Origin of the sequence: Paractinoplanes polyasparticus, from assembly GCF_019710575.1 — a bacterium.
GTDB lineage: Bacteria > Actinomycetota > Actinomycetes > Mycobacteriales > Micromonosporaceae > Actinoplanes > Actinoplanes polyasparticus.
Window position 1 is genome coordinate 206897 of sequence record NZ_JAHWFK010000030.1, and the last position, 17950, is coordinate 224846.

The 17950-nt window shown below is 68.9% G+C and carries 20 protein-coding genes; 14 read left to right on the forward strand and 6 right to left on the reverse strand.

Features of this window, described 5'->3' with window-relative positions; all coding sequences use genetic code 11:
- The first annotated feature begins 31 nt into the window (after positions 1-31).
- From KXC43_RS26890 to KXC43_RS26905, 4 genes are read left to right on the forward strand one after another with little or no spacing between them, the layout of a single operon-like run.
- A complete protein-coding gene (locus KXC43_RS26890) occupies positions 32-352 on the forward strand; it encodes a hypothetical protein (RefSeq protein WP_221378926.1) in 321 nt (106 codons plus the stop codon).
- A 32-nt stretch (positions 353-384) separates the two neighbouring features.
- Positions 385-723 (forward strand): type VII secretion target, encoded by a 339-nt coding sequence (locus tag KXC43_RS26895; RefSeq protein WP_221378927.1) that lies wholly within the window; start codon positions 385-387, stop codon positions 721-723.
- 2 nt (positions 724-725) lie between these two features.
- Positions 726-1472: a hypothetical protein gene (locus KXC43_RS26900; RefSeq protein ID WP_221378928.1), complete on the forward strand. Its 747-nt coding sequence runs from the start codon at positions 726-728 to the stop codon at positions 1470-1472.
- Positions 1473-1479: 7 nt separating this feature from the next.
- Complete coding sequence (locus KXC43_RS26905; RefSeq protein ID WP_221378929.1) at positions 1480-1770, forward strand: hypothetical protein; 291 nt, start codon at positions 1480-1482, stop codon at positions 1768-1770.
- Between the two features lie 80 nt (positions 1771-1850).
- On the opposite strand, the gene KXC43_RS26910 is transcribed toward KXC43_RS26905, so the two are convergent.
- A complete protein-coding gene (locus KXC43_RS26910; RefSeq protein WP_221378930.1) occupies positions 1851-2183 on the reverse strand; it encodes an immunity protein CdiI family protein in 333 nt (110 codons plus the stop codon).
- Positions 2184-2255: 72 nt separating this feature from the next.
- Positions 2256-3236: an ArsR/SmtB family transcription factor gene (locus KXC43_RS26915; protein WP_221378931.1), complete on the reverse strand. Its 981-nt coding sequence runs from the start codon at positions 3234-3236 to the stop codon at positions 2256-2258.
- A gap of 58 nt (positions 3237-3294) precedes the next feature.
- On the opposite strand from KXC43_RS26915, the gene KXC43_RS51285 reads away from it, so the two are divergent.
- Complete coding sequence (locus KXC43_RS51285; RefSeq protein ID WP_255644858.1) at positions 3295-3780, forward strand: MFS transporter; 486 nt, start codon at positions 3295-3297, stop codon at positions 3778-3780.
- Positions 3735-4469, forward strand: coding sequence for an MFS transporter (locus tag KXC43_RS51290; protein WP_255644859.1), 735 nt, complete (start codon positions 3735-3737; stop codon positions 4467-4469). Before KXC43_RS51285 ends, KXC43_RS51290 begins: the two co-directional genes overlap by 46 nt.
- A gap of 136 nt (positions 4470-4605) precedes the next feature.
- Here KXC43_RS51290 and KXC43_RS26925 read toward each other — a convergent pair whose 3' ends face one another.
- Positions 4606-5874, reverse strand: coding sequence for a sensor histidine kinase (locus tag KXC43_RS26925; protein WP_308129267.1), 1269 nt, complete (start codon positions 5872-5874; stop codon positions 4606-4608).
- 116 nt (positions 5875-5990) lie between these two features.
- On the opposite strand from KXC43_RS26925, the gene KXC43_RS26930 reads away from it, so the two are divergent.
- The 3 genes from KXC43_RS26930 to KXC43_RS26940 all read left to right on the forward strand — a co-directional run bounded on the left by KXC43_RS26930 (position 5991) and on the right by KXC43_RS26940 (position 9424).
- The gene (locus KXC43_RS26930) at positions 5991-6224 is read left to right on the forward strand and encodes a TM2 domain-containing protein (RefSeq protein ID WP_221378933.1); all 234 of its coding nucleotides are present in this window, start codon (positions 5991-5993) and stop codon (positions 6222-6224) included.
- A gap of 143 nt (positions 6225-6367) precedes the next feature.
- Positions 6368-7780, forward strand: a complete 1413-nt coding sequence (argG, locus tag KXC43_RS26935; RefSeq protein ID WP_221378934.1) for an argininosuccinate synthase — start codon at positions 6368-6370, stop codon at positions 7778-7780.
- Between the two features lie 180 nt (positions 7781-7960).
- Positions 7961-9424: a benzaldehyde dehydrogenase gene (locus KXC43_RS26940; protein ID WP_221378935.1), complete on the forward strand. Its 1464-nt coding sequence runs from the start codon at positions 7961-7963 to the stop codon at positions 9422-9424.
- Between the two features lie 20 nt (positions 9425-9444).
- Here the strand turns inward: KXC43_RS26940 and KXC43_RS26945 are convergent, their stop codons facing one another.
- Together KXC43_RS26945 and KXC43_RS26950 are read right to left on the reverse strand one after the other, a co-directional pair.
- A complete protein-coding gene (locus KXC43_RS26945; RefSeq protein ID WP_221378936.1) occupies positions 9445-10671 on the reverse strand; it encodes an RNA polymerase sigma factor in 1227 nt (408 codons plus the stop codon).
- A gap of 2 nt (positions 10672-10673) precedes the next feature.
- Complete coding sequence (locus KXC43_RS26950; protein WP_221378937.1) at positions 10674-11003, reverse strand: YciI family protein; 330 nt, start codon at positions 11001-11003, stop codon at positions 10674-10676.
- A gap of 130 nt (positions 11004-11133) precedes the next feature.
- Between KXC43_RS26950 and KXC43_RS26955 the strand changes: the two genes are divergently transcribed.
- From KXC43_RS26955 to KXC43_RS26975, 5 genes are all read left to right on the forward strand, one after another.
- Positions 11134-11643 (forward strand): YlcI/YnfO family protein, encoded by a 510-nt coding sequence (locus tag KXC43_RS26955; RefSeq protein ID WP_221378938.1) that lies wholly within the window; start codon positions 11134-11136, stop codon positions 11641-11643.
- A gap of 30 nt (positions 11644-11673) precedes the next feature.
- Positions 11674-12516, forward strand: coding sequence for a DUF4097 family beta strand repeat-containing protein (locus tag KXC43_RS26960; RefSeq protein WP_221378939.1), 843 nt, complete (start codon positions 11674-11676; stop codon positions 12514-12516).
- 21 nt (positions 12517-12537) lie between these two features.
- A complete protein-coding gene (locus KXC43_RS26965; RefSeq protein WP_221378940.1) occupies positions 12538-13305 on the forward strand; it encodes an ABC transporter ATP-binding protein in 768 nt (255 codons plus the stop codon).
- On the forward strand, positions 13302-14063 hold the full coding sequence (locus tag KXC43_RS26970) for an ABC transporter permease (RefSeq protein ID WP_221378941.1): 762 nt from the start codon (positions 13302-13304) through the stop codon (positions 14061-14063). Before KXC43_RS26965 ends, KXC43_RS26970 begins: the two co-directional genes overlap by 4 nt.
- A gap of 105 nt (positions 14064-14168) precedes the next feature.
- Positions 14169-17381, forward strand: a complete 3213-nt coding sequence (locus tag KXC43_RS26975) for an NACHT domain-containing protein (RefSeq protein ID WP_221378942.1) — start codon at positions 14169-14171, stop codon at positions 17379-17381.
- Between the two features lie 11 nt (positions 17382-17392).
- Here KXC43_RS26975 and KXC43_RS26980 read toward each other — a convergent pair whose 3' ends face one another.
- A complete protein-coding gene (locus tag KXC43_RS26980) occupies positions 17393-17791 on the reverse strand; it encodes a DUF1801 domain-containing protein (protein ID WP_308129268.1) in 399 nt (132 codons plus the stop codon).
- Positions 17792-17950: the final 159 nt, after the last annotated feature.

A 17950-nucleotide genomic window follows, 5' to 3' on the forward strand; every position in this document is an offset into this window, starting at 1 on the left:
ACCTGCGCATCCATTCGCTACTGTCCACGACATGTCGGCCCCGAAGAGACACGACAGGCTGAGCGACGACCCGTCGGGGGAACTGCGCCGATACATCGGCGTCTTCCTGATCTTCTGTGGTGTTGCGCCCCTGCTGATGTTCTCAGGGCTGGCCAGCAAGGTCGGGGAACCCGACTTCCCTGCGTTGCCGATCTTCGTCGCCGCTCCGTTCATCGTGGCCGGCGTCGTGGTGACCGTCCTCGGCATCGCTGCCAAAGATCCCAAGCGGTCGGCCCGACGAGTTGGTATCGGAGCCGTGCTGATCGTTCTCGGCGATCTGCTGATCTTCGGCATTCGCGCCGGACTCGTATAAAGCTTGCCCGCCACTGCGGAGGAGGTTCACCAATGAGTCTGAACGTCGAACCGGAAGCGGTCCGCAACTACGGCTTCATGCTCAGTCGCGCCCGCGACGACGCGCAGGACTGCAAGGACTACTTCTCAGCTCAGGTGCCCGAGGTCGCCATGGGGATCGAAGGTGGCCTCTTCAACCCCATCGGGTACGCCCACACCGGAGTTCGGCGGGAACTCGGGGCGATGTTGGACCAGATGGTCAGCCTCTTGGACGCATCCCACAAAGCCCTCTTCGAAACGGCCAAACACTACGAGCGTACCGACGAAGACTCAGCTCAGCGTCTGGACCAGAGCTACCCGGCCGTGCAACGCCCGATCCCCGGGGTCAGCTGACCATGGGTTTCACCGACTCGAGAGACCCCACCGTCCACCTGACCGCACCGGCGGAGCGCAGCGAATCCATCTGGGGTCAGCCGTTCTCGAACCCGGGCACCGTCTTCGACTGGTTCAGCCCGACCCACATCATCAACGAGTTCATCAAGCAGGCCGCCGGCTACGACGTCGTGGGTGAGGCGGCCAAGGTGTTCGGCGGTGACTGGGAGACCATCTGGCAGGCGGCCGGCGCCATCGCCAATCTCGGGGATGCCATTCAGGACATCGGAATCAATGTCACGAGTGGCAACCTCGATCTGGACCCGCAGTGGGACGGCAATGCGGGAGAATCCGCGTACATCTACTTCATGAATCTGGGCTCCACCCTGAGCTCACAGAAGGAGAGCCTGACCGCCCTGGCGGACTCGTACCTGAAGGCAGCCGAAGGCGCATACCGCGTTGCCGAAGCCTTCTCCGGCATCCTCAAGGACATCGGTGACGCCGCCATGATCGGCGTCATCGCCGCTTCCGCTGGAACCGCTGCCATCGAGACCGGCGTCGGTGCGGTAGCCGGCTACTCCGTCGCCGCCTACGAGGCCTACAAGATCTACGAGCTTGGCGCCAAGGCGAAGCTGGTCATCTCCACTGCGTACAACGTCATCAACTTGCTCGCCGGTGAGATTCAATCCCTGTCTGCCGACACGGGCGCGGTGTCCCGATATCCGCTGCCCGCGGCCTACCAGCATCCAGCCAACCTCACGTCGTCGTAGGAAGACCATGAGAGAGAACGCAGAACGCGAAATCACCGACGGAATCCTGCGGCATCTTGCGCAAGCCAGCGACAGCGAAATCGTACGAGAACTGGCGGGCCAAGTCCTGGCAGGCAATATCAGCCTGGCGGAAGGCCTCAGCTTCGGCTCGTACGCCGAAGCACTCGAGCCCGAACTGGAAGGCTTCACCCAGTGGTACGACACCCTCAGCAACGACGAGCGTGACAGGGAAGCCTCCGACTTCGCGGCCAAGCTGGATGAGTTCGAAGCGCAGCTGGACGACCGCCCCGCTCCCTGAGGCTCGAAAAAGCAGTTGGCCGATCGGATCAAGGAACGATCCAGCGGTCCAACTCCGAGCGACGCGCGCCCGCCCGCAGGCTACGGGCCGCGCCTTTCGCGAACCGGCCTGCCGTCGTCATCATGGGAGTAGCGGATATCAATGTCGGGCAGCGCGTTCTGGAGTTCATAGGCGAGTTGTAGCCCCTCGTCGATCCAGCGCCGCTCGTCCTCCGGGCTGGGAAACTTGAAATCGCTCAAGGCGGTTGCTTGGTACTGCCCGTTCCACACCCGCAGCCGCTGGACGAGTCCCGCACTCACGCCCAGGGCGCCCAGCTCGACCGGCCCGTAATGATCCGAGTCGTCATCCCATACCCCGTCGCCGCCATGCTCGGCCATAACGCGTAGAGCGGATGGTTGGTATGGCTCGTCCATGTAGCGATGATGGCAGGGCCGCGATCGCCCCATGTCGGATCAGACCAGGGCCTCGCGCAGGAGAGATCGCTCTTACATCCTGTTCGGCGGTTTGCGGCCGGATCTTCCTCCGGTGCCGTTGGAACCGGCGGTCATCAGCTCTCCCAGCTCGGTGCGGTAGTAGAGGACTGATCGCCCGGCCCGTCGCCGGCTGATCAGCCCGGCCTGCATGAGTAGTTTCAGGTGGTTGCCGACTGCGCCCAGCGTGAATCCGGTGACAGCGACCAGGTGCGTCGGGCTCATCGGGCCGTCGAGCAGGTACAGGAGCGTTGCCCGGGTCGTCCCGATGAGCCGTCGCAGACTGTCCGGCGCCGGTGCAGGGTCTTGCGCCAGCAGCGCTGTGCAGGGGTAGACGAGCGAATAGCGGTGAGGGCGATCCCACCCCGACCAACCACCGCCGGTGGTGGGGATGAAGACCAACTCGGCTCCGGTCAGGTCGCGCGGCGGGTATTCGCGGGTGTTGATCTGCAGCCGGCCGTCCCCGAGCCACCGCAGATTGGGACGCAGATCGTTGATCGCGTTGGCCCAGCCGCCGGTGCTCAGTCGGCGGGTGCGGGCGACGACGTCGGCCTCGAAGGCGCGCCGCCGTCGCTGCCAGTCCGGCTCGACGGCCGCGCTCCACACCCAGCGCAGCAGATCGGCTATCCGTGCCGGCAGGTCCGTCCCATCGAGTACGGGGTCGCCGTCGGCCAGGTCGGCGCGAAGTGCAGCGGCTGGCGCAGTGCTGATGCGGCGAAGCTCCTGCTCGAAGGTCATGCCGTCGCGGTCGGGCGGCGTGCAGAGGAAGTCCGCGACCCAGAACGGCAGCAAGGCGCCGGCCAGGAACGCGGCAGCGACCGGGTCGGCTGCGACACGGCGGCGGAACGCGGCCCGTAAGGACGTCGGCCGCGGAAGCTGCCCGGGACGGTTCGGCTGCCCGTGCAGGACGGCGAGTGTCGCGACGGTCTCGGCCAGGGGCGATATCCGGAAGCGGCTGCGCGCCAGCACGTCGACATCTACGAGCCAGACCCCCACGTTTCGCCTCCCTGCGAAACTTTACCGATCGATGGTGACGGCTACGCAGACTGCGCCCATGCGCAGCTATCGTCAGCTTTTCCGTACCGCGGAGTTCACACCGTTATTCGTTGCTTCCTGCGCGCAGGTGGCCGCTTCGACGCTGACCTCGCTGTCGCTGGGCACGCTGGTGTATGCCCGCACCGAGTCGCCGCTGCTGTCCGCGCTGGCTATGTTCGGGCCCTCGATCGCTCAGCTGATCGGCGCGAACACCTTGCTGTCAATCGCTGATCGGGTGCCGCCGCGAGCCGCCCTCACGACGATGGCCACCATCGCGGGCATGGCCGGGCTCATCCTGGCCATACCCGGCATGCCGCTCGCGGCGATGTTCGTCATCGTGTTCGCGCTCAGCCTGCCCGCCTCGATCAGCGGCGGCGCCCGGTTCGCTCTGGTCACCGAGATCTTGTCACCGCAGGGGTACCTTCTCGGCCGGTCGATGCTGAACATGGCGGTCGGGTCATGCAGATCGCTGGGTTCGCGGCCGGCGGTGTCCTTGTCGTGCTGATCTCGCCGCGCGGTGCTCTGGTGACCGGCGCGGCACTCATGTTCGCAGCAGCGCTCATCGTGCGGTTAGGTCTACGGGCCCGGCCCGCTCGAGCTTCCGGGCCGGCGTCGGTCGTAACGACCTGGCGCGTCAACCGGAACCTGCTGAAAGACCCGTCCCGCCGTGCCGTTTACCTGGCCATGTGGGTGCCCAACGGCCTGGTAGTGGGTTGCGAGGCGCTGTTCGTGCCGTACGCGCGAGACCGGGCGGCGGTGCTTTTCGTGGCCGCCGCGGCCGGGATGCTCTGCGGCGACGTCGCCGCTGGACGGTTCCTCGCGCCGGCCTCCCGCACTCGCTCTGTCCGCCCACTCCGGTACCTGCTCGCAGCGCCGTACCTGCTGTTCGTCATACCGCTGCCTCTGCCGATAGCAGCCGTCGCCGTCGCGGTGGCATCAGTTGGATACGCCGCATCGCTGCTGCTGCAGGAGCGATTGATCGCCCTGACCGGCGACGACGTGCGCGGACAAGCGCTGGGACTGGCCTCGGCCGGCATGATGGCGATGCAAGCAGTCGGCGCAGTGGCAGCCGGCCTGATCGCGGAGTTTCTGACAGCCGGCGCGGCGATCACCGTGATGGCGATCGCGTCCCTGATCGTGACGGCTGTGCTTGGTCCGGGTCTACGCCTGTCCAGCCAAACAGTTGGACGTTAGCGGTGGGATGCTGACTGCAGTCGCACCGGCCCGGGACGTTGTCGGCGGGCGATGGCCCGGTAGCGCACGGACGCTCCGAAGGCGAACACCACGGCAGGAAGACAGGCGAGCGTCCTTCTCGACACCGAGGTGGACGTCAAGGTCGTGCACACCGGCGATCTGAGGTGGGAATCGCGGGTATGGAGGCTGAGAGCGCCGTGCCGGCGCCGGGCTGGGACTCGATGGTCAGGTGGCCTGCCAGGCGTTGCAGTCGCTGTCGCATGCCGGTCAGGCCGAAACCACCGTCAGCGGTGTTTCGGGGGCGATCGGCGCCGGGGTCGAAACCTGTCCCGTCGTCCCGGACGTCCAGGTTCACCGTTTCGTCCATGTAGGACAGGGTCAGGCCAACTCGGCCGGCGCGCGCGTGCTTGGCCACGTTGGCCAGCGCTTCCTGGGCAACCCGGAGGAGGGTCACCTCGAGGTCGGGGCGCATCGGCCGCGGGTCGCCGGTGACGGTCAGCACCGCCTCTATGTCGTAGACCTCTGACCAGCGCCGGGCCACGTCGCCGATGGCGTCGGGCAGTTGGGCTTCGGCGAGTATCTCCGGGCCCATGGCATGGACCGTCCGGCGGGCCTCGGTGAGGCTTTCGCGGGCCAGGTTGATCGCGTTGTTCACGCGGCGGTCGAGCGTCGAGGGATCGTCCATCGCCTGCTGCGCGGCCTGTAGCTGGGTGACGATTCCGGTCAGGCCCTGCGCCAGGGTGTCGTGGATCTCGCGGGCCATCCGTTGCCGCTCGTCGAGCACCCCGGCCTCGCGGGCCTGGATCAGCAGCTGGGCGTGCAGGCCGGCGTTCTCCTCCAGGGCGGCTTCGATCTTCGCGTTCGCCTCGTGCAACTCGGTGAGCGCCCGTTTCTGCCGCAGATTGCGCTGGTCGGCCATCTCGATGAGGTACGAGGAACCGCCGGCCAGCACCGTGCTGATCAGGCTGATGGCGAGCCACGCCCACCAGAAGCCCCCGGTGAGGGTGTCGATTCCACCCAGGTAGGACACCGCCATGATCATGGAGGTGGCGGCCGCGCCGGCGTAGCGCCAGCGGCCTTTCAGGTACTGGAACGCCTGGGGGTAGCCGACGAAGGCGAACAGGCCGTACCAGGGGGCGAGCGTGACCAGGGCGGCGGCCAGCAGCATGAGCACCGCGTAGTACAGGGCTGTCAGCCGGGTGTTTCCGAGCCACAGCAGCCACACCGCGGCCGCGAGGGAGAGCCCGAGCGTTGCCGGCAGGTGCGGCGACTCCGTCCAGAGTGGCAGTAGCAACGTGACGGCGGTGCAGGCCCCCAGGAGGATGTACGGCACGGCGCGCAGGGCCGCCGCCTCCTTGCGGTCCCAGCTGTCGAATTCTGCCCGTAACTCGGCCTCGATGCCCACGACTGCTCCCAGCGGACTCATCGCGCGGTTGCGCGTCCTGTCGAGTGTTGTGTGCGGACATCGGCGTTCGCTATGGTGCGGCGGCTTTTCATGCTGATCTAGGAACGGAATTCGATATGACTGCCACCACCACTGCTGCTGCGACCGGCCAGAAGTCCTGGATTGTCGCGCTGCTGCTCAGCTTTTTCCTCGGTGCGCTCGGTGTGCACCGCTTCTACGTGGGGAAGATCGGCACCGGCGTCCTCATGCTGATCACCATCGGCGGGTTCGGCGTCTGGGCGCTGATCGACTTCATCATGATCGCGATCGGCAAGTTCTCCGACAAGCAGGGCCTTCCGCTCGCACGCTGACCACAGTTTGGCCGGCCCGGGCTCGCATGACGACATGCGGGCCCGGGCCGGCGTCGTTCTTCCACCGGGCAACTACTGATCGGGTGACCGGCGCCCGGGAGTGTCGGCTCGCATGAAAATGCGGGATGGTGCATAATCCTCATGTGACCAAGGTTCTGTCTTCTCTTCCGGTCGGTGAGCGGGTCGGCATCGCGTTCTCCGGTGGCCTCGACACGTCGGTGGCGGTTGCGTGGATGCGTGAGAAGGGTGCTGTGCCCTGCGCATACACGGCCGAGATCGGCCAGTACGACGAGCCCGATGTGACGTCCGTGCCCGATCGCGCCATCGCCTACGGCGCCGAGCTGGCCCGCCTCGTCGACTGCCGCTCGGCCCTCGTCGAAGAGGGGCTGGCCGCCCTGGCCTGCGGCGCGTTCCACATCCGCTCGGGCGGGCGCACCTACTTCAACACCACGCCGCTGGGGCGGGCCGTCACCGGCACGCTGCTCGTGCGGGCCATGCTCGAAGACCAGGTGCAGATCTGGGGCGACGGCTCGACATTCAAGGGCAACGACATCGAGCGCTTCTACCGGTACGGTCTGCTGGCCAACCCGTCGCTGCGCATCTACAAGCCGTGGCTCGACAAGGATTTCGTCACCGAGCTCGGCGGCCGCAAAGAGATGAGCGAGTGGCTGCTCGCTCACGATCTGCCCTACCGCGACTCGACCGAGAAGGCGTACTCGACCGACGCCAACATCTGGGGCGCCACCCACGAGGCCAAGTCGCTGGAACACCTCGACGCGGGCATCGAGCTGGTCGACCCGATCATGGGCGTCCGTTTCTGGGATCCCGCGGTGGCGATCGCCACCGAAGACGTGACCGTCGGCTTCGTCGAGGGCCGCCCGGTGACGGTCAACGGCAAGGAGTTCGGCTCCGCGGTCGACCTGGTGCTCGAGGTCAACGCGATCGGCGGCCGGCACGGCCTGGGCATGTCCGACCAGATCGAGAACCGGATCATCGAGGCCAAGAGCCGCGGCATCTACGAGGCGCCCGGCATGGCGCTGCTGCACATCGCGTACGAGCGGCTGGTCAACGCGATCCACAACGAGGACACGGTCACCAGCTACCACAACGACGGCCGCAAGCTGGGCCGGCTCATGTACGAGGGCCGGTGGCTCGACCCGCAGGCGCTGATGCTGCGCGAGTCCCTGCAGCGGTGGGTCGGCAACGCGGTCACCGGCGAGGTCACGCTCCGGCTGCGCCGCGGCGACGACTACTCGGTGCTCAACACCACCGGCCCCGCGTTCAGCTACCACCCCGACAAACTGTCGATGGAGCGCACCGAGACGCCGGCGTTCGCCCCGGCCGACCGGATCGGCCAGCTGACAATGCGCAACCTCGACATCGCCGACAGCCGGGCCAAGCTCGAGCAGTACGCCCGGCTCGGCATGGTCGGCAGCCCGCAGGGCCTGGTCGGCGCGCTGCCCGCCGGCGGCGCCGAAGAGATCGCCTCGCGCGGCTCAGTCCCCGTCGAGGACGACCTGCTCGACCAGGCTGCCATGGAATCCGGCACCGACTGACCGGTCCCACACCGGTCCCACACCGGTCCCACACCGGTCCCACACGGATCCGACACACCGGCCCGCCTCGATCCGAGAGGCGGGCCGGTTTGCTCGGCCCGCTGGTGCAGATCAACGATCTCGGGGATAAAGAACAGGCACGGGAACCCTCGGCTCGATTCTGACAAGGGGAGGTGCGCTGTGGGACTGCTCGACAGCGTCGACTGGCAGGGGAAGATCTTCAAGAACGGCTCCTGGGTGCCTGGCGGGGGCGGCGACTATCCCGTCGTCGAACCGGCCACGGGAGCGACGCTCGGCCGGATGGGACGGGCCGACCCGCAGGACGTCGCCGATGCCGCGGTCCACGCCGCCGAGGCTCAGAAGGAGTGGGCCGCGCTGCCGCATCCGGCCCGGGCGGCAGTGTTGCGCAAGGCCGGCAGTCTCTGGCAGGAGCACGCTGCCGAGATCTCCGACTGGAACGTGCGCGAGGTCGGCGCTGTCCCCGGCATGGCCGGGTTCGCTCTGCACGTCGCAGCCGAGGAATGCTACGAGGCGGCGAGCCTGCCCAGCCGGGCCATCGGTGAGCTGCTGCCCTCCGAGCAACCGCGGCTCTCGATGGTTCGCCGCGTGCCGGCCGGCGTGGTCGGCGTCATCGCGCCGTTCAACGTGCCGATCATTCTGGGCATCCGCTCGGTCGCGCCCGCCCTCGCCCTGGGCAACGCGGTGATCCTCAAGCCGGACCCGCGCACCGCGGTCACCGGCGGCACCCTGATGGCCCGGATCTTCGAGGAGGCCGGCCTGCCCGCCGGCCTGCTGCACATGCTGCCCGGCGGCGCCGACGTGGGCGAGGCGATGGTGACCGACCCCCACGTCCGGGTCATCTCGTTCACCGGGTCGACCCCGGTCGGCCGCCGCATCGGCGAACTCGCCGGGAAGCATCTCAAGCGGGCCCACCTGGAACTCGGCGGCAACTCGGCCCTGCTGGTGCTCGACGACGCCGACGTGGACGCCGCGGTCAACCTGGCCGCCTGGGGATCCTTCTTCCACCAGGGGCAGATCTGCATGACCACCGGCCGGCATCTGGTCGCCGCCCGGGTCTACGACGACTTCGTGGAACGGCTGGCCGACAAGGCGGCGCACCTGCCCGTCGGCAACCCGGCCACCGACCAGGTCGCCCTGGGCCCGATCATCGACGCCGGCCAGCGCGACAAGATCCACGGCATGGTCACGGCCACGGCCGGTCAGGGCGCCAAGATCGCTGCGGGCGGAACGTACGAGGAACTGTTCTACCGCCCGACCGTGCTGGCCGACGCGCCGCTGACCGCGCCCGCCTTCGCCGAAGAGGTGTTCGGCCCGGTCGCCCCGGTCACCCGCGTCTCGACGGTGGATGAGGCGGTGGAACTGGCCGGTGCGAGCGAGTACGGCCTGTCGCTCGGCATCGTCACCCGCGATGTGATGCGCGGTCTCGCCGTCGCCGACCGGATCCCGACCGGCATCGTGCACATCAACGACCAGACCGTCAACGACGAGGCCAACGCCCCGTTCGGCGGCGTCGGCGCCTCCGGTACGGGCGCCCGCTTCGGCGGCGCCGCGGCCAACATCGACGCCTTCACCGAGACCCGCTGGATCACCGTGCGCGGCGAACCGGCGACCTACCCGTTCTGAAACGCCGCCGGTGTGGGCGTCTACCCGAGCTGGTCGCGGCGGCGGGTCAGGTAGGCGGTCTCGGCGGTGTTTCCGGCCAGCTCGATGGCCCTGTCGTAGGCCGCGCGCGACTGGCCGCTGCGCCCGAGGCGGCGCAGCAGGTCGGCCCGGGTCGCGTGGAAGGCGTGGTACCCGGCCAGCTTGTGGTCGAGGCGGTCGATCGCGGCCAGGGCCACGTCGGGGCCGTCCAGTTCGGCGACCGCGATGGCCCGGTTGAGGACGACGATCGGTGAGGGGTCGATCCGCGCCAGTTGGTCGTAGAGGGCGACCACCTGCGACCAGTCGGTGTCGCGGACGTCGCGGGCATCGGTGTGCACGGCGTTGATCGCGGCCAGGATCTGGTAGCGGCCGGGCCGTTCGCCGGTGGCCAGGCGTTCGCGGACCAGATGGTGGCCCTCGGCGATCAGCGCCGTGTCCCACGCGCCGCGGTCCTGCTCGCCCAGCGTGACCAGTTCGCCGTCGGCCGAGATCCGGGCGGTGCGGCGGGCCTCGGTGAGCAGCATCAGCGCCAGCAGCCCGGTCACCTCGCCGTCGCGGGGCATCAGGGCCCGGATCAGGCGGGTCAGCCGGATCGCCTCGGCGGTCAATTCCCGGCGTACGGGATCAGTGCCGGACCCGGTCGCCAGGTAGCCCTCGTTGAAAACGAGGAAGAGCGCGGCCAGCACGCCGGACACGCGCACCGGCAGATCCTCGGCCGAGGGCACCCGGTAGGGGACGCGGTTCGCCTTGATCTTGGCCTTGGCCCGGGTGATCCGCTGTTCCATGGCCGTCTCCCGCACCAGGAAGGCGCGGGCGATCTCGGCCACGGTCAGGCCGCCGACCAGGCGCAGCGTCAGCGCCACCCGGGCCTCCAGGGCGAGCGCCGGGTGGCAGCAGGTGAAGATCAGCCGCAGCCGGTCGTCCTCGATGGCGCCGGGTGGCTGGGGCGGGTCGTCGTCGCGCAACATCTGCGCCTCCCGCTGCTTGTCGTCGCGTTTGCTCTCGCGCCGGATCCGGTCGATGGCCTTGCGGTTGGCGGTGGTGGTGAGCCAAGCGCCCGGGTTCGGGGGCACGCCGTCGGCCGGCCACCGTTCGACCGCGGTCGCGAACGCCTCGGCCGCCGCCTCCTCGGCGATGTCGAGGTCGCCGAAGCGCCTGGTCAGGGCGGCGACCACCCGGGCCCACTCCTGGTGGTGGGCCCGGGTCGCCGCTTCGTGCGCATCGGTCACGCTCATTCCCCGAAGAACGGCCGGACCTCGACCCGGCGGTTGCAGGCCTTCGATCCGCCGGCGGCGAGCTTGAGCGCCACGTCGAGGTCGGGCGCCTCGAAGATCCAGAAGCCGGCGATGTACTCCTTCGACTCCAGGAACGGCCCGTCGGTGAACAGCGTCTCGGCGCCGCGGTTGTCGATCACGGTGGCCGTGCTGGGCGCGTTGAGGCCGCCGGCGAAGACCCAGTGACCCGCCGCCTGGACGTCGGCGTTGAACGCGTCGATGGCGGTCATCTCGTCCTCGGTGGCGGAGCCGGACTTGTCGTCGATCACGGAAACCAGATACTGCATGGCTCTCTCCTGTCGTCTCACTGATGTGTGTACTACGAACGACGCCGCCCCGATCCGACAGAATCGCCGCGGTGCCATCGTGGTGCCAAAATGTCTTGCGGTGGTGCCACGACGGTGCCATAGTGATGCCATGGACTTGACGACCTATGTGAGCAGCCTCGGCCGCGAGTTCGCCACGCTGGCCGAAGCCGGTGGTGAGGAATCGCGGGCGCTGGTCGAACGCCTCACCGGCTCGCTCGAGTCGGCGATCCGGATGACGCTGCTCGACGCGCTGTCGGCAGCCGCCGACGAGATCACCCGGGACCTGGCGCCGGGCTCGGTCGAACTGCGGCTGCGCGGCCGCGACCCGAACTTCGTCGTGACGGTGCCTTCCACCGAGGCTGCTCCTGCGGCGCCCGCCGCCGCCCCCGAGGCCGATCCGGTGATCGCCGAGGACGGGCCGGCCACCCGCATCAACGTCCGCATGCCGGAGCAGCTCAAGGCGGCCATCGAAGAGGCGGCGGCCAAGGAGGGCCGGTCGGTCAACGCCTGGCTGGTGCGGGCGGCCGCGGCTGGGCTTCAGCGCTCCGACTCCGAGCCCCCGGCCGAGACCCCCACCCGCAAGAAAAGCGTGCAGAGCTTCACCGGCTGGGTCCGCTAACCCACCCTGACCCAAAAAGAGGGGACAACCATGCCCATTTTCGACACTCCCGCATCGATCTCCGTCGTTGTCGAGCTGAGCGTCGGCAACGTGCGGATCGCCGCGAGCGAGCGCACGGACACTGCCGTCGAGGTTCGCCCGAGCGAGGAATCCGACGAGTCCGACGTGGAAGCCGCCGGCCAGGTCCGCGTCGACTTCACCGACGGCACGCTGAGGGTCATCGGCCCCAAGCGCCTCTTCGACTTCTCCCGCAAGACCCGGTCGGTCGACGTCACCATCGAGCTGCCGGCCGGCTCCCGCGTGACAGCCCAGACGGCGGCGGGCGACCTCCGCTGCTCCGGACGGCTGGGGGAGTGCCGGCTCAAGAGCGCGGCCGGCGACGTCAGCGCCGAGCACACCGGCCCGCTGCGCATGAGCACGTCGGCCGGCCGGGTCACCGCCGGTCGCGTCACCGGATCCGCCGACATCTCCACCGGCTCCGGCAGGGTGCAGATCGGCGAGGTCGCGGGCACCGCGGTGGTGAAGAACTCCAACGGCGAGACCACCATCGACGCGGTCGAGGGCGACCTCCGGGTGCGGGCGGCCAACGGCGACATCCACATCGAGCGGGCCGGCGCCGGCGTCGACGCGAAGACCGCCAACGGGGCCATCCACGTCGGCGAGGTGGTCCGCGGCTCGGTCGTGCTGGGCACCGCCATGGGCGACCTCGACGTCGGCATCGCCGAGGGCACCGCGGCCTGGCTCGAGCTCAACACCAGCTTCGGGCACGTACGCAACCAGCTCGACAACACCACCAAGCCCGAGGGCGCGGCCGAGACCGTCGAGGTCCGCGGTCGCACCTCGTACGGCGACATCACCATCCACCGTTCCTGAGACGGAGAGGGATTCCCCCGAATGGAAACGCGGAACCCGGCGATCCAAGTCGCCGGACTGACGAAGTCCTACCAGGACCTGCACGTGCTCAAGGGCGTCGACTTCACGGTGGCCGGCGGCAGCATCTTCGCCCTGCTCGGCTCCAACGGCGCCGGCAAGACGACGATCGTGCGGATCCTGGCCACCCTGCTCAAGTCCGACAGCGGCACCGCCACCGTCAACGGCTTCGACGTGGCGTCGGCGCCGGCCGCGGTGCGCGAGTCGATCAGCCTGACCGGGCAGTTCGCCGCGGTTGACGAGATCCTCTCGGGTCGCGAGAACCTCATCATGATCGCGAAGCTGCGACGGGTGAAGAATCCGGCCGGGGTCGCGGACGACCTGCTCGAACGCTTCAGCCTGACCGATGCCGGCGGGCGCCGGGTGGCCACCTATTCCGGAGGCATGCGCCGCCGCCTCGACATCGCCATGAGCCTGATCGGCGACCCGCCGGTCATCTTCCTCGACGAGCCGACCACCGGGCTCGACCCCGAGGCGCGCATCGAGGTCTGGCAGGAGATCCAGAAGCTCGCCGGCGGCGGGACGACGGTCTTCCTCACGACCCAGTATCTGGACGAGGCCGAGAAGCTGGCCGATCGGATCTCGATCCTGCACCAGGGCACGATCATCGTCTCCGGCACGCTGGCCGAGCTCAGGCAGCTGCTGCCGCCGGCCAAGGTCGAGTACGTCGAACGGCAGCCCACCCTCGAAGAGATCTTCCTGGCGATCGTCGGCAAGGAGAAGCAGCGATGACAACCCACGTCCTCAACGACACCGGCGTGATGCTCGGGCGTTCCGTACGACACGTGACCCGCAGCGTCGACACGATCATCACGGTCACGATCATGCCCATAGCGTTCCTGCTGTTGTTCAGATACGTGTTCGGCGGGGCGATACAGACCGGCACGGACAACTACACCAACTACCTGATGCCCGGTGTGCTGCTCATCGCCATCGCCAGCGGCATCTCGTACACCGCCTTCCGCCTCTTCAACGACCTGCAGGGCGGCATCTTCGAACGCTTCCACTCCATGCCGATCTCCCGGTCGTCCGTGCTGTGGGGCCACGTGCTGACGTCGCTCGTGTCCAACGCGATCTCGGTCGTCGTCATCATTCTGGTCGGCCTGGCCATCGGCTTCCGCACCTCGGCCGGAATCCTCGCCTGGCTCGCCGTGGCCGGAATCCTGGCCATGTTCACCCTTGCGCTGACCTGGGTCGCGGTGATCTCCGGTCTCTCAGCGTCCACATCGGACGGTGCTGCCGCCTTCTCGTACCCGATCGTCTTCCTGCCCTTCATCAGCTCGGCCTTCGTCCCCACCGAGACGATGCCCGGCCCGGTGCGGGCCTTCGCCGAGAACCAGCCGGTCACCTCGATCGTCAACTCGATCCGCGCCCTGTGGGACCAGCAACCGGTCGGCAACGACATCTGGATCGCCCTCGGCTGGTGCGCCGGCATCCTGCTGGTGGCGTACCTCTTCGCGATGGCGGCCTACCGTCGCAAGATCGCCTGAGTCGCGCCACGTCGATGACGTGGTGCGGGCTTCCGGTCGAATCCGTCAGCCGACGGAGGCGGCCGGCAGCCGCGCGTCGATGACACGCTGAGCGATGATGGTGTGATGCCGCAGCGCCTCTCGTACGCCGATGCCGTTCGGATCCTCGGCGGGACGGGGCCGCTGGCCAAGGCCGTCGACAATCTGCTCGGCGGGGCGCTCAGCGTGGCGACGGCGGGCGGCAGCGATCTCGCGATCAGCTTGTTCGACGCCAAGACCGAGGTGGTCCGGCTGGGGCAGCTGGTCACGGTCCGGATCAATGATTCCGTACGAGGGCTGGGTCGCCACGATCGCAGCCGTCGGCTACAAGCCGCGCACGCCGTCCTGGTCGTCACCGCGTTCTTCGAGGCGCTCGACGAGTGTCTGGCCGAGGCCGCGCTCGACGACCCGCGGTTCGGCCGCGAAGAGCAGTTGCTGCTCCTCACCACGGCCGACGGCTCCCTGGTCGAACGCCTGCTCTCGAGCTCGATCCCGCTGCCCGCCCCCGACGAGCCGTGCGAGAAGCTTCTGCGCCGGCTCGACTCCTGGTTCGCGGAGTCGGCCGACCGGATGTGGGCCCACCTCACCGGCCTCGCCGTCTGGGACACTGCGAGCGATCGGTCCCGGGCCGCCCTGCTCAACCAGCCCCTTCCGGCCCGAGCCGCCACCAGGTACGACGAGGCCCACCGCCGGTTGGCCGAAGAGATTCCCGAGTTCGCCCTCTGGGCCGGCCGCCTCGAGGCCCGTGCCACCACCCGCGGCCTCGAACGCCTCGAATCCGTGCTGCTGCAGGTTGCCTCGGGACGCGATCCGAGTCGCCACCGTGCCGCCCTGGCCCGGGCCTACCGCGCCCAGCTCGACCGTCCCGTTCTCGGCGGCGACAACGGCGAACTGCTGCTGCCCGCGCTGGGTGCCGCGTACCTCGACCCGATCTTCCGCGTGCGGGCGGCGGGACCGGGCGCCCGCCCGGCCGACGACCACTGGTGGACCGGCGCCGCCCCGCGCGCCGACCTGGCCGCGTTCCTCGCTTCGTACCTGACCACCCCGCAGGCGACCGAGGCGCCGATGCTGCTGCTCGGCCAGCCGGGCGCGGGCAAGTCGTCGCTGACCCGCATCCTCGCCGCGCGCCTGCCCGCCGGCGACTTCTTCGTCAGCCGGGTGGCTCTGCGCGACGTCCCGGCCGAGGCGGAGATCCAGGACCAGATCGAGCTGGCCCTGCGCGCCACGATCGGCGAGACGGTGTCGTGGGCCGAGCTGTCCCGGGATGCCGAGGGTGCGCTGCCGGTCGTGCTGCTCGACGGCTTCGACGAGTTGCTCCAGGCCACCGGGCTGCACCAGTCCGATTATCTGCAGCGGGTAGCACTGTTCCAGCAGCGCGAGGCTGCGCTCGGCCGGCCGGTCGCGGTGGTGGTCACCAGCCGTGTCGCCGTGGCCGATCGCGCCCGCCTGCCCGCCGGCGCCCTCGCCGTACGGCTGGAGCCTTTCGACGACGCGCAGATCGAACGCTGGCTCGAGGTGTGGAACGAGACCAACCCCGCGCCGGACCCGCTCTCCCTGACCGTGCTGCGCCGGCTGCACCACCTCGCCGAACAGCCGTTGCTGCTTCTCATGCTTGCGCTCTACCACTCCGCCGGCAACGTGCTCCACAGTGGAAGCCTGGACGGCGGGCAGCTCTACGAACGTCTGCTCGCCTCGTTCGCCGCGCGGGAGGTGCGGCGGGTGCACGCCGGACAGCCCGACTCGGCGATCCCGGCTCTGGTCGAGCAGGAGTTGCTGCGGCTGTCGGTAGTCGCCTTCGCCATGTTCCACCGGCTACGGCTGTGGGTGACGGAACGGGAGCTGGACGACGATCTGGCCGGCCTCGGCCTCAGCCCGTCGCGTCCGGGGCGTACCGAGGCCTTCCGCACCCCGCTCACGGCGGGACAGGAGATGGTGGGGCGTTTCTTCTTCATTCAGCGGGCCCAAGCCGTCCGCGACGATCAGACCCTGCAGACGTACGAGTTCTTGCACGCCACGTTCGGCGAATACCTCGTGGCCCGGTTCATTGTGCAGGCCGTCCGCGACACGGAGGCGCGCGAGGCGGCGAGCACGCTGGCGCTGCGCCTGGGCCCGGCCGGCGACGACGACCTGCTGCGCTCGTTGCTCGGGTTCACCGCACTGACCGCTCGGGCGACGGTGCTGCCCTTCATCGCCGACCTGCTCGACGGCCCCGATCGCGATCGGTTGCGGACCTGGCTGACCGGGCGCACGAGTCAGGCGGTGACGCGTCCGACGTACGCCGAAAGCCCTTATCGCCCGGTCGACAAGCGCGCCGACCACTGGATGTCCACGTACTCGTTCAATCTGCTTCTGCTGACCCTGGCTGCGGGCGGTTCGCTTTACGCGTCCGACCTGTTCACCCGGACCGACGATCCGGCCTACTGGCTGCGGGGCTCGGCTCTGCAGTGGCGGGCGGCTGTGCCCAGCGACATGTACATGGACGCCATGGAGGCCGTGGCGGTCACCCGGGTGTGGCGCCGCGGCCGCCGCGACGTCGAGCTGACCTACCGAACGGGCACCCGACCGGAGCCCCTGGACGCCGGCTGGGTCAACGAATTCCCGCCCGGCAGCGAGCCCGCGCCGGTCTGGCGAGCGCGCTTCCAGCTGCCGCCGGCGCTCAAGTCGATGCACCTGAGCAACAGCCTCAGCGATGACACGTTCCTGCACGCGCTGGAGCCGTTGATCGACCAGTTGCCGGAGTCGCTGACGACCTGGGTCCGGCTGGACGACGGCGCCGACGAATCGCTCGCCCGCAGCCTGGTCGAGCTGTGGCTGGCCTCCGCCTTCGAGGAGGAGCCGGCCGCGCTGGCTGCCCGCTACGAGCGGGTGACGTCAGCGATCATCGCCGTCGGCTCCGGAATCACGCCCGCGGTCACCCTGCTGATGCAGGCGGTCCGATCCGACGCCGAGCGCCTGCCGCCCGACCGGGTCGTGGAGGTCACCCGCATCCTGGTCGCGCACGGCCGGGTGGCGTCACCCCGCGGCGCTGAGCTGGCTCTGCGTTCCCTGCTGACCCCGGCCGTGATGGCGGTGGGCTCCTCGGTCGCGCCGCTCTGGATGCTGCTCAGTGACCACCTGGAAACCCTCGACGACGACCTGCTCGTCCGGGCCTTCCACGCCGTCCTCAACGCCATCGATGCCGGAGACAACAAGATCCGCGATCTGATACGGCAGTTGGACGCCCTCGACGGCGGTCGCCGGGTTGCCGCCCTCGAACAGCTCGATCCCGTGCTGGCCGTACGTCTGTCGGTCTTCCGCTGACCCGTCCGGGCCTACTCGCCTTGCCGCAGACTGTTCGCGGTGGCGAAGGAGCGGGCGATGATCTCGCGCAGCGCCGGCTGGTCGGCCTGGTCGACCCGTTTGAGATAGAGGCAGCCCTTGCCGTGGGTGTGCGGCCCGAGGCGTTCGAGCAGATCCGCGTACGCCTCGAGATAGCCCGTCAGGTACAGAACGGTCTGCGCCTTGCGGGGCGAGAACCCGATCGCAGCCACGTCCCCCTCGCGCCCCGACTCGTATTTGTAGTGCCGCGACCCGAAGCCGATGATGCTGCTGCCCCACATCGCCGCCGGTTCCCCGGTGACCTCGCCCATCAGCGCGACAAGCAGTCGAGCGTCCCGCTGCCGCTGCTCATCGGCGACACTGTCCAGAAACTTGGTGACGTCGTCGTCCACAACCGCAGCCTCGCACAGCCGCGCCCCGCTGTGGATAACCCGATCCGCTCCCAGTTGGCTCGAATAAAATAAAGACTGCCCCGGGATGCTCCTATGGATTTCAAGTGGCGGGTTTTGGGTGCTCTGAGGTGATGAGTTGGTAGATCTCGCGGGCGACGT

Coding starts and splice junctions, on each gene's coding strand:
- KXC43_RS51290 (WP_255644859.1), top strand. CDS start 3,735: ATGCAGATCGCTGGGTTCGCGGCCGGCGGTGTCCTTGTCGTGCTGATC.
- KXC43_RS26960 (WP_221378939.1), top strand. CDS start 11,674: ATGCCCATTTTCGACACTCCCGCATCGATCTCCGTCGTTGTCGAGCTG.
- KXC43_RS26975 (WP_221378942.1), top strand. CDS start 14,169: ATGCCGCAGCGCCTCTCGTACGCCGATGCCGTTCGGATCCTCGGCGGG.
- KXC43_RS26905 (WP_221378929.1), top strand. CDS start 1,480: ATGAGAGAGAACGCAGAACGCGAAATCACCGACGGAATCCTGCGGCAT.
- KXC43_RS26910 (WP_221378930.1), bottom strand. CDS start 2,183: ATGGACGAGCCATACCAACCATCCGCTCTACGCGTTATGGCCGAGCAT.
- KXC43_RS26965 (WP_221378940.1), top strand. CDS start 12,538: ATGGAAACGCGGAACCCGGCGATCCAAGTCGCCGGACTGACGAAGTCC.
- KXC43_RS26900 (WP_221378928.1), top strand. CDS start 726: ATGGGTTTCACCGACTCGAGAGACCCCACCGTCCACCTGACCGCACCG.
- KXC43_RS26890 (WP_221378926.1), top strand. CDS start 32: ATGTCGGCCCCGAAGAGACACGACAGGCTGAGCGACGACCCGTCGGGG.
- KXC43_RS51285 (WP_255644858.1), top strand. CDS start 3,295: ATGCGCAGCTATCGTCAGCTTTTCCGTACCGCGGAGTTCACACCGTTA.
- KXC43_RS26970 (WP_221378941.1), top strand. CDS start 13,302: ATGACAACCCACGTCCTCAACGACACCGGCGTGATGCTCGGGCGTTCC.
- KXC43_RS26895 (WP_221378927.1), top strand. CDS start 385: ATGAGTCTGAACGTCGAACCGGAAGCGGTCCGCAACTACGGCTTCATG.
- KXC43_RS26930 (WP_221378933.1), top strand. CDS start 5,991: ATGACTGCCACCACCACTGCTGCTGCGACCGGCCAGAAGTCCTGGATT.
- KXC43_RS26955 (WP_221378938.1), top strand. CDS start 11,134: ATGGACTTGACGACCTATGTGAGCAGCCTCGGCCGCGAGTTCGCCACG.
- KXC43_RS26950 (WP_221378937.1), bottom strand. CDS start 11,003: ATGCAGTATCTGGTTTCCGTGATCGACGACAAGTCCGGCTCCGCCACC.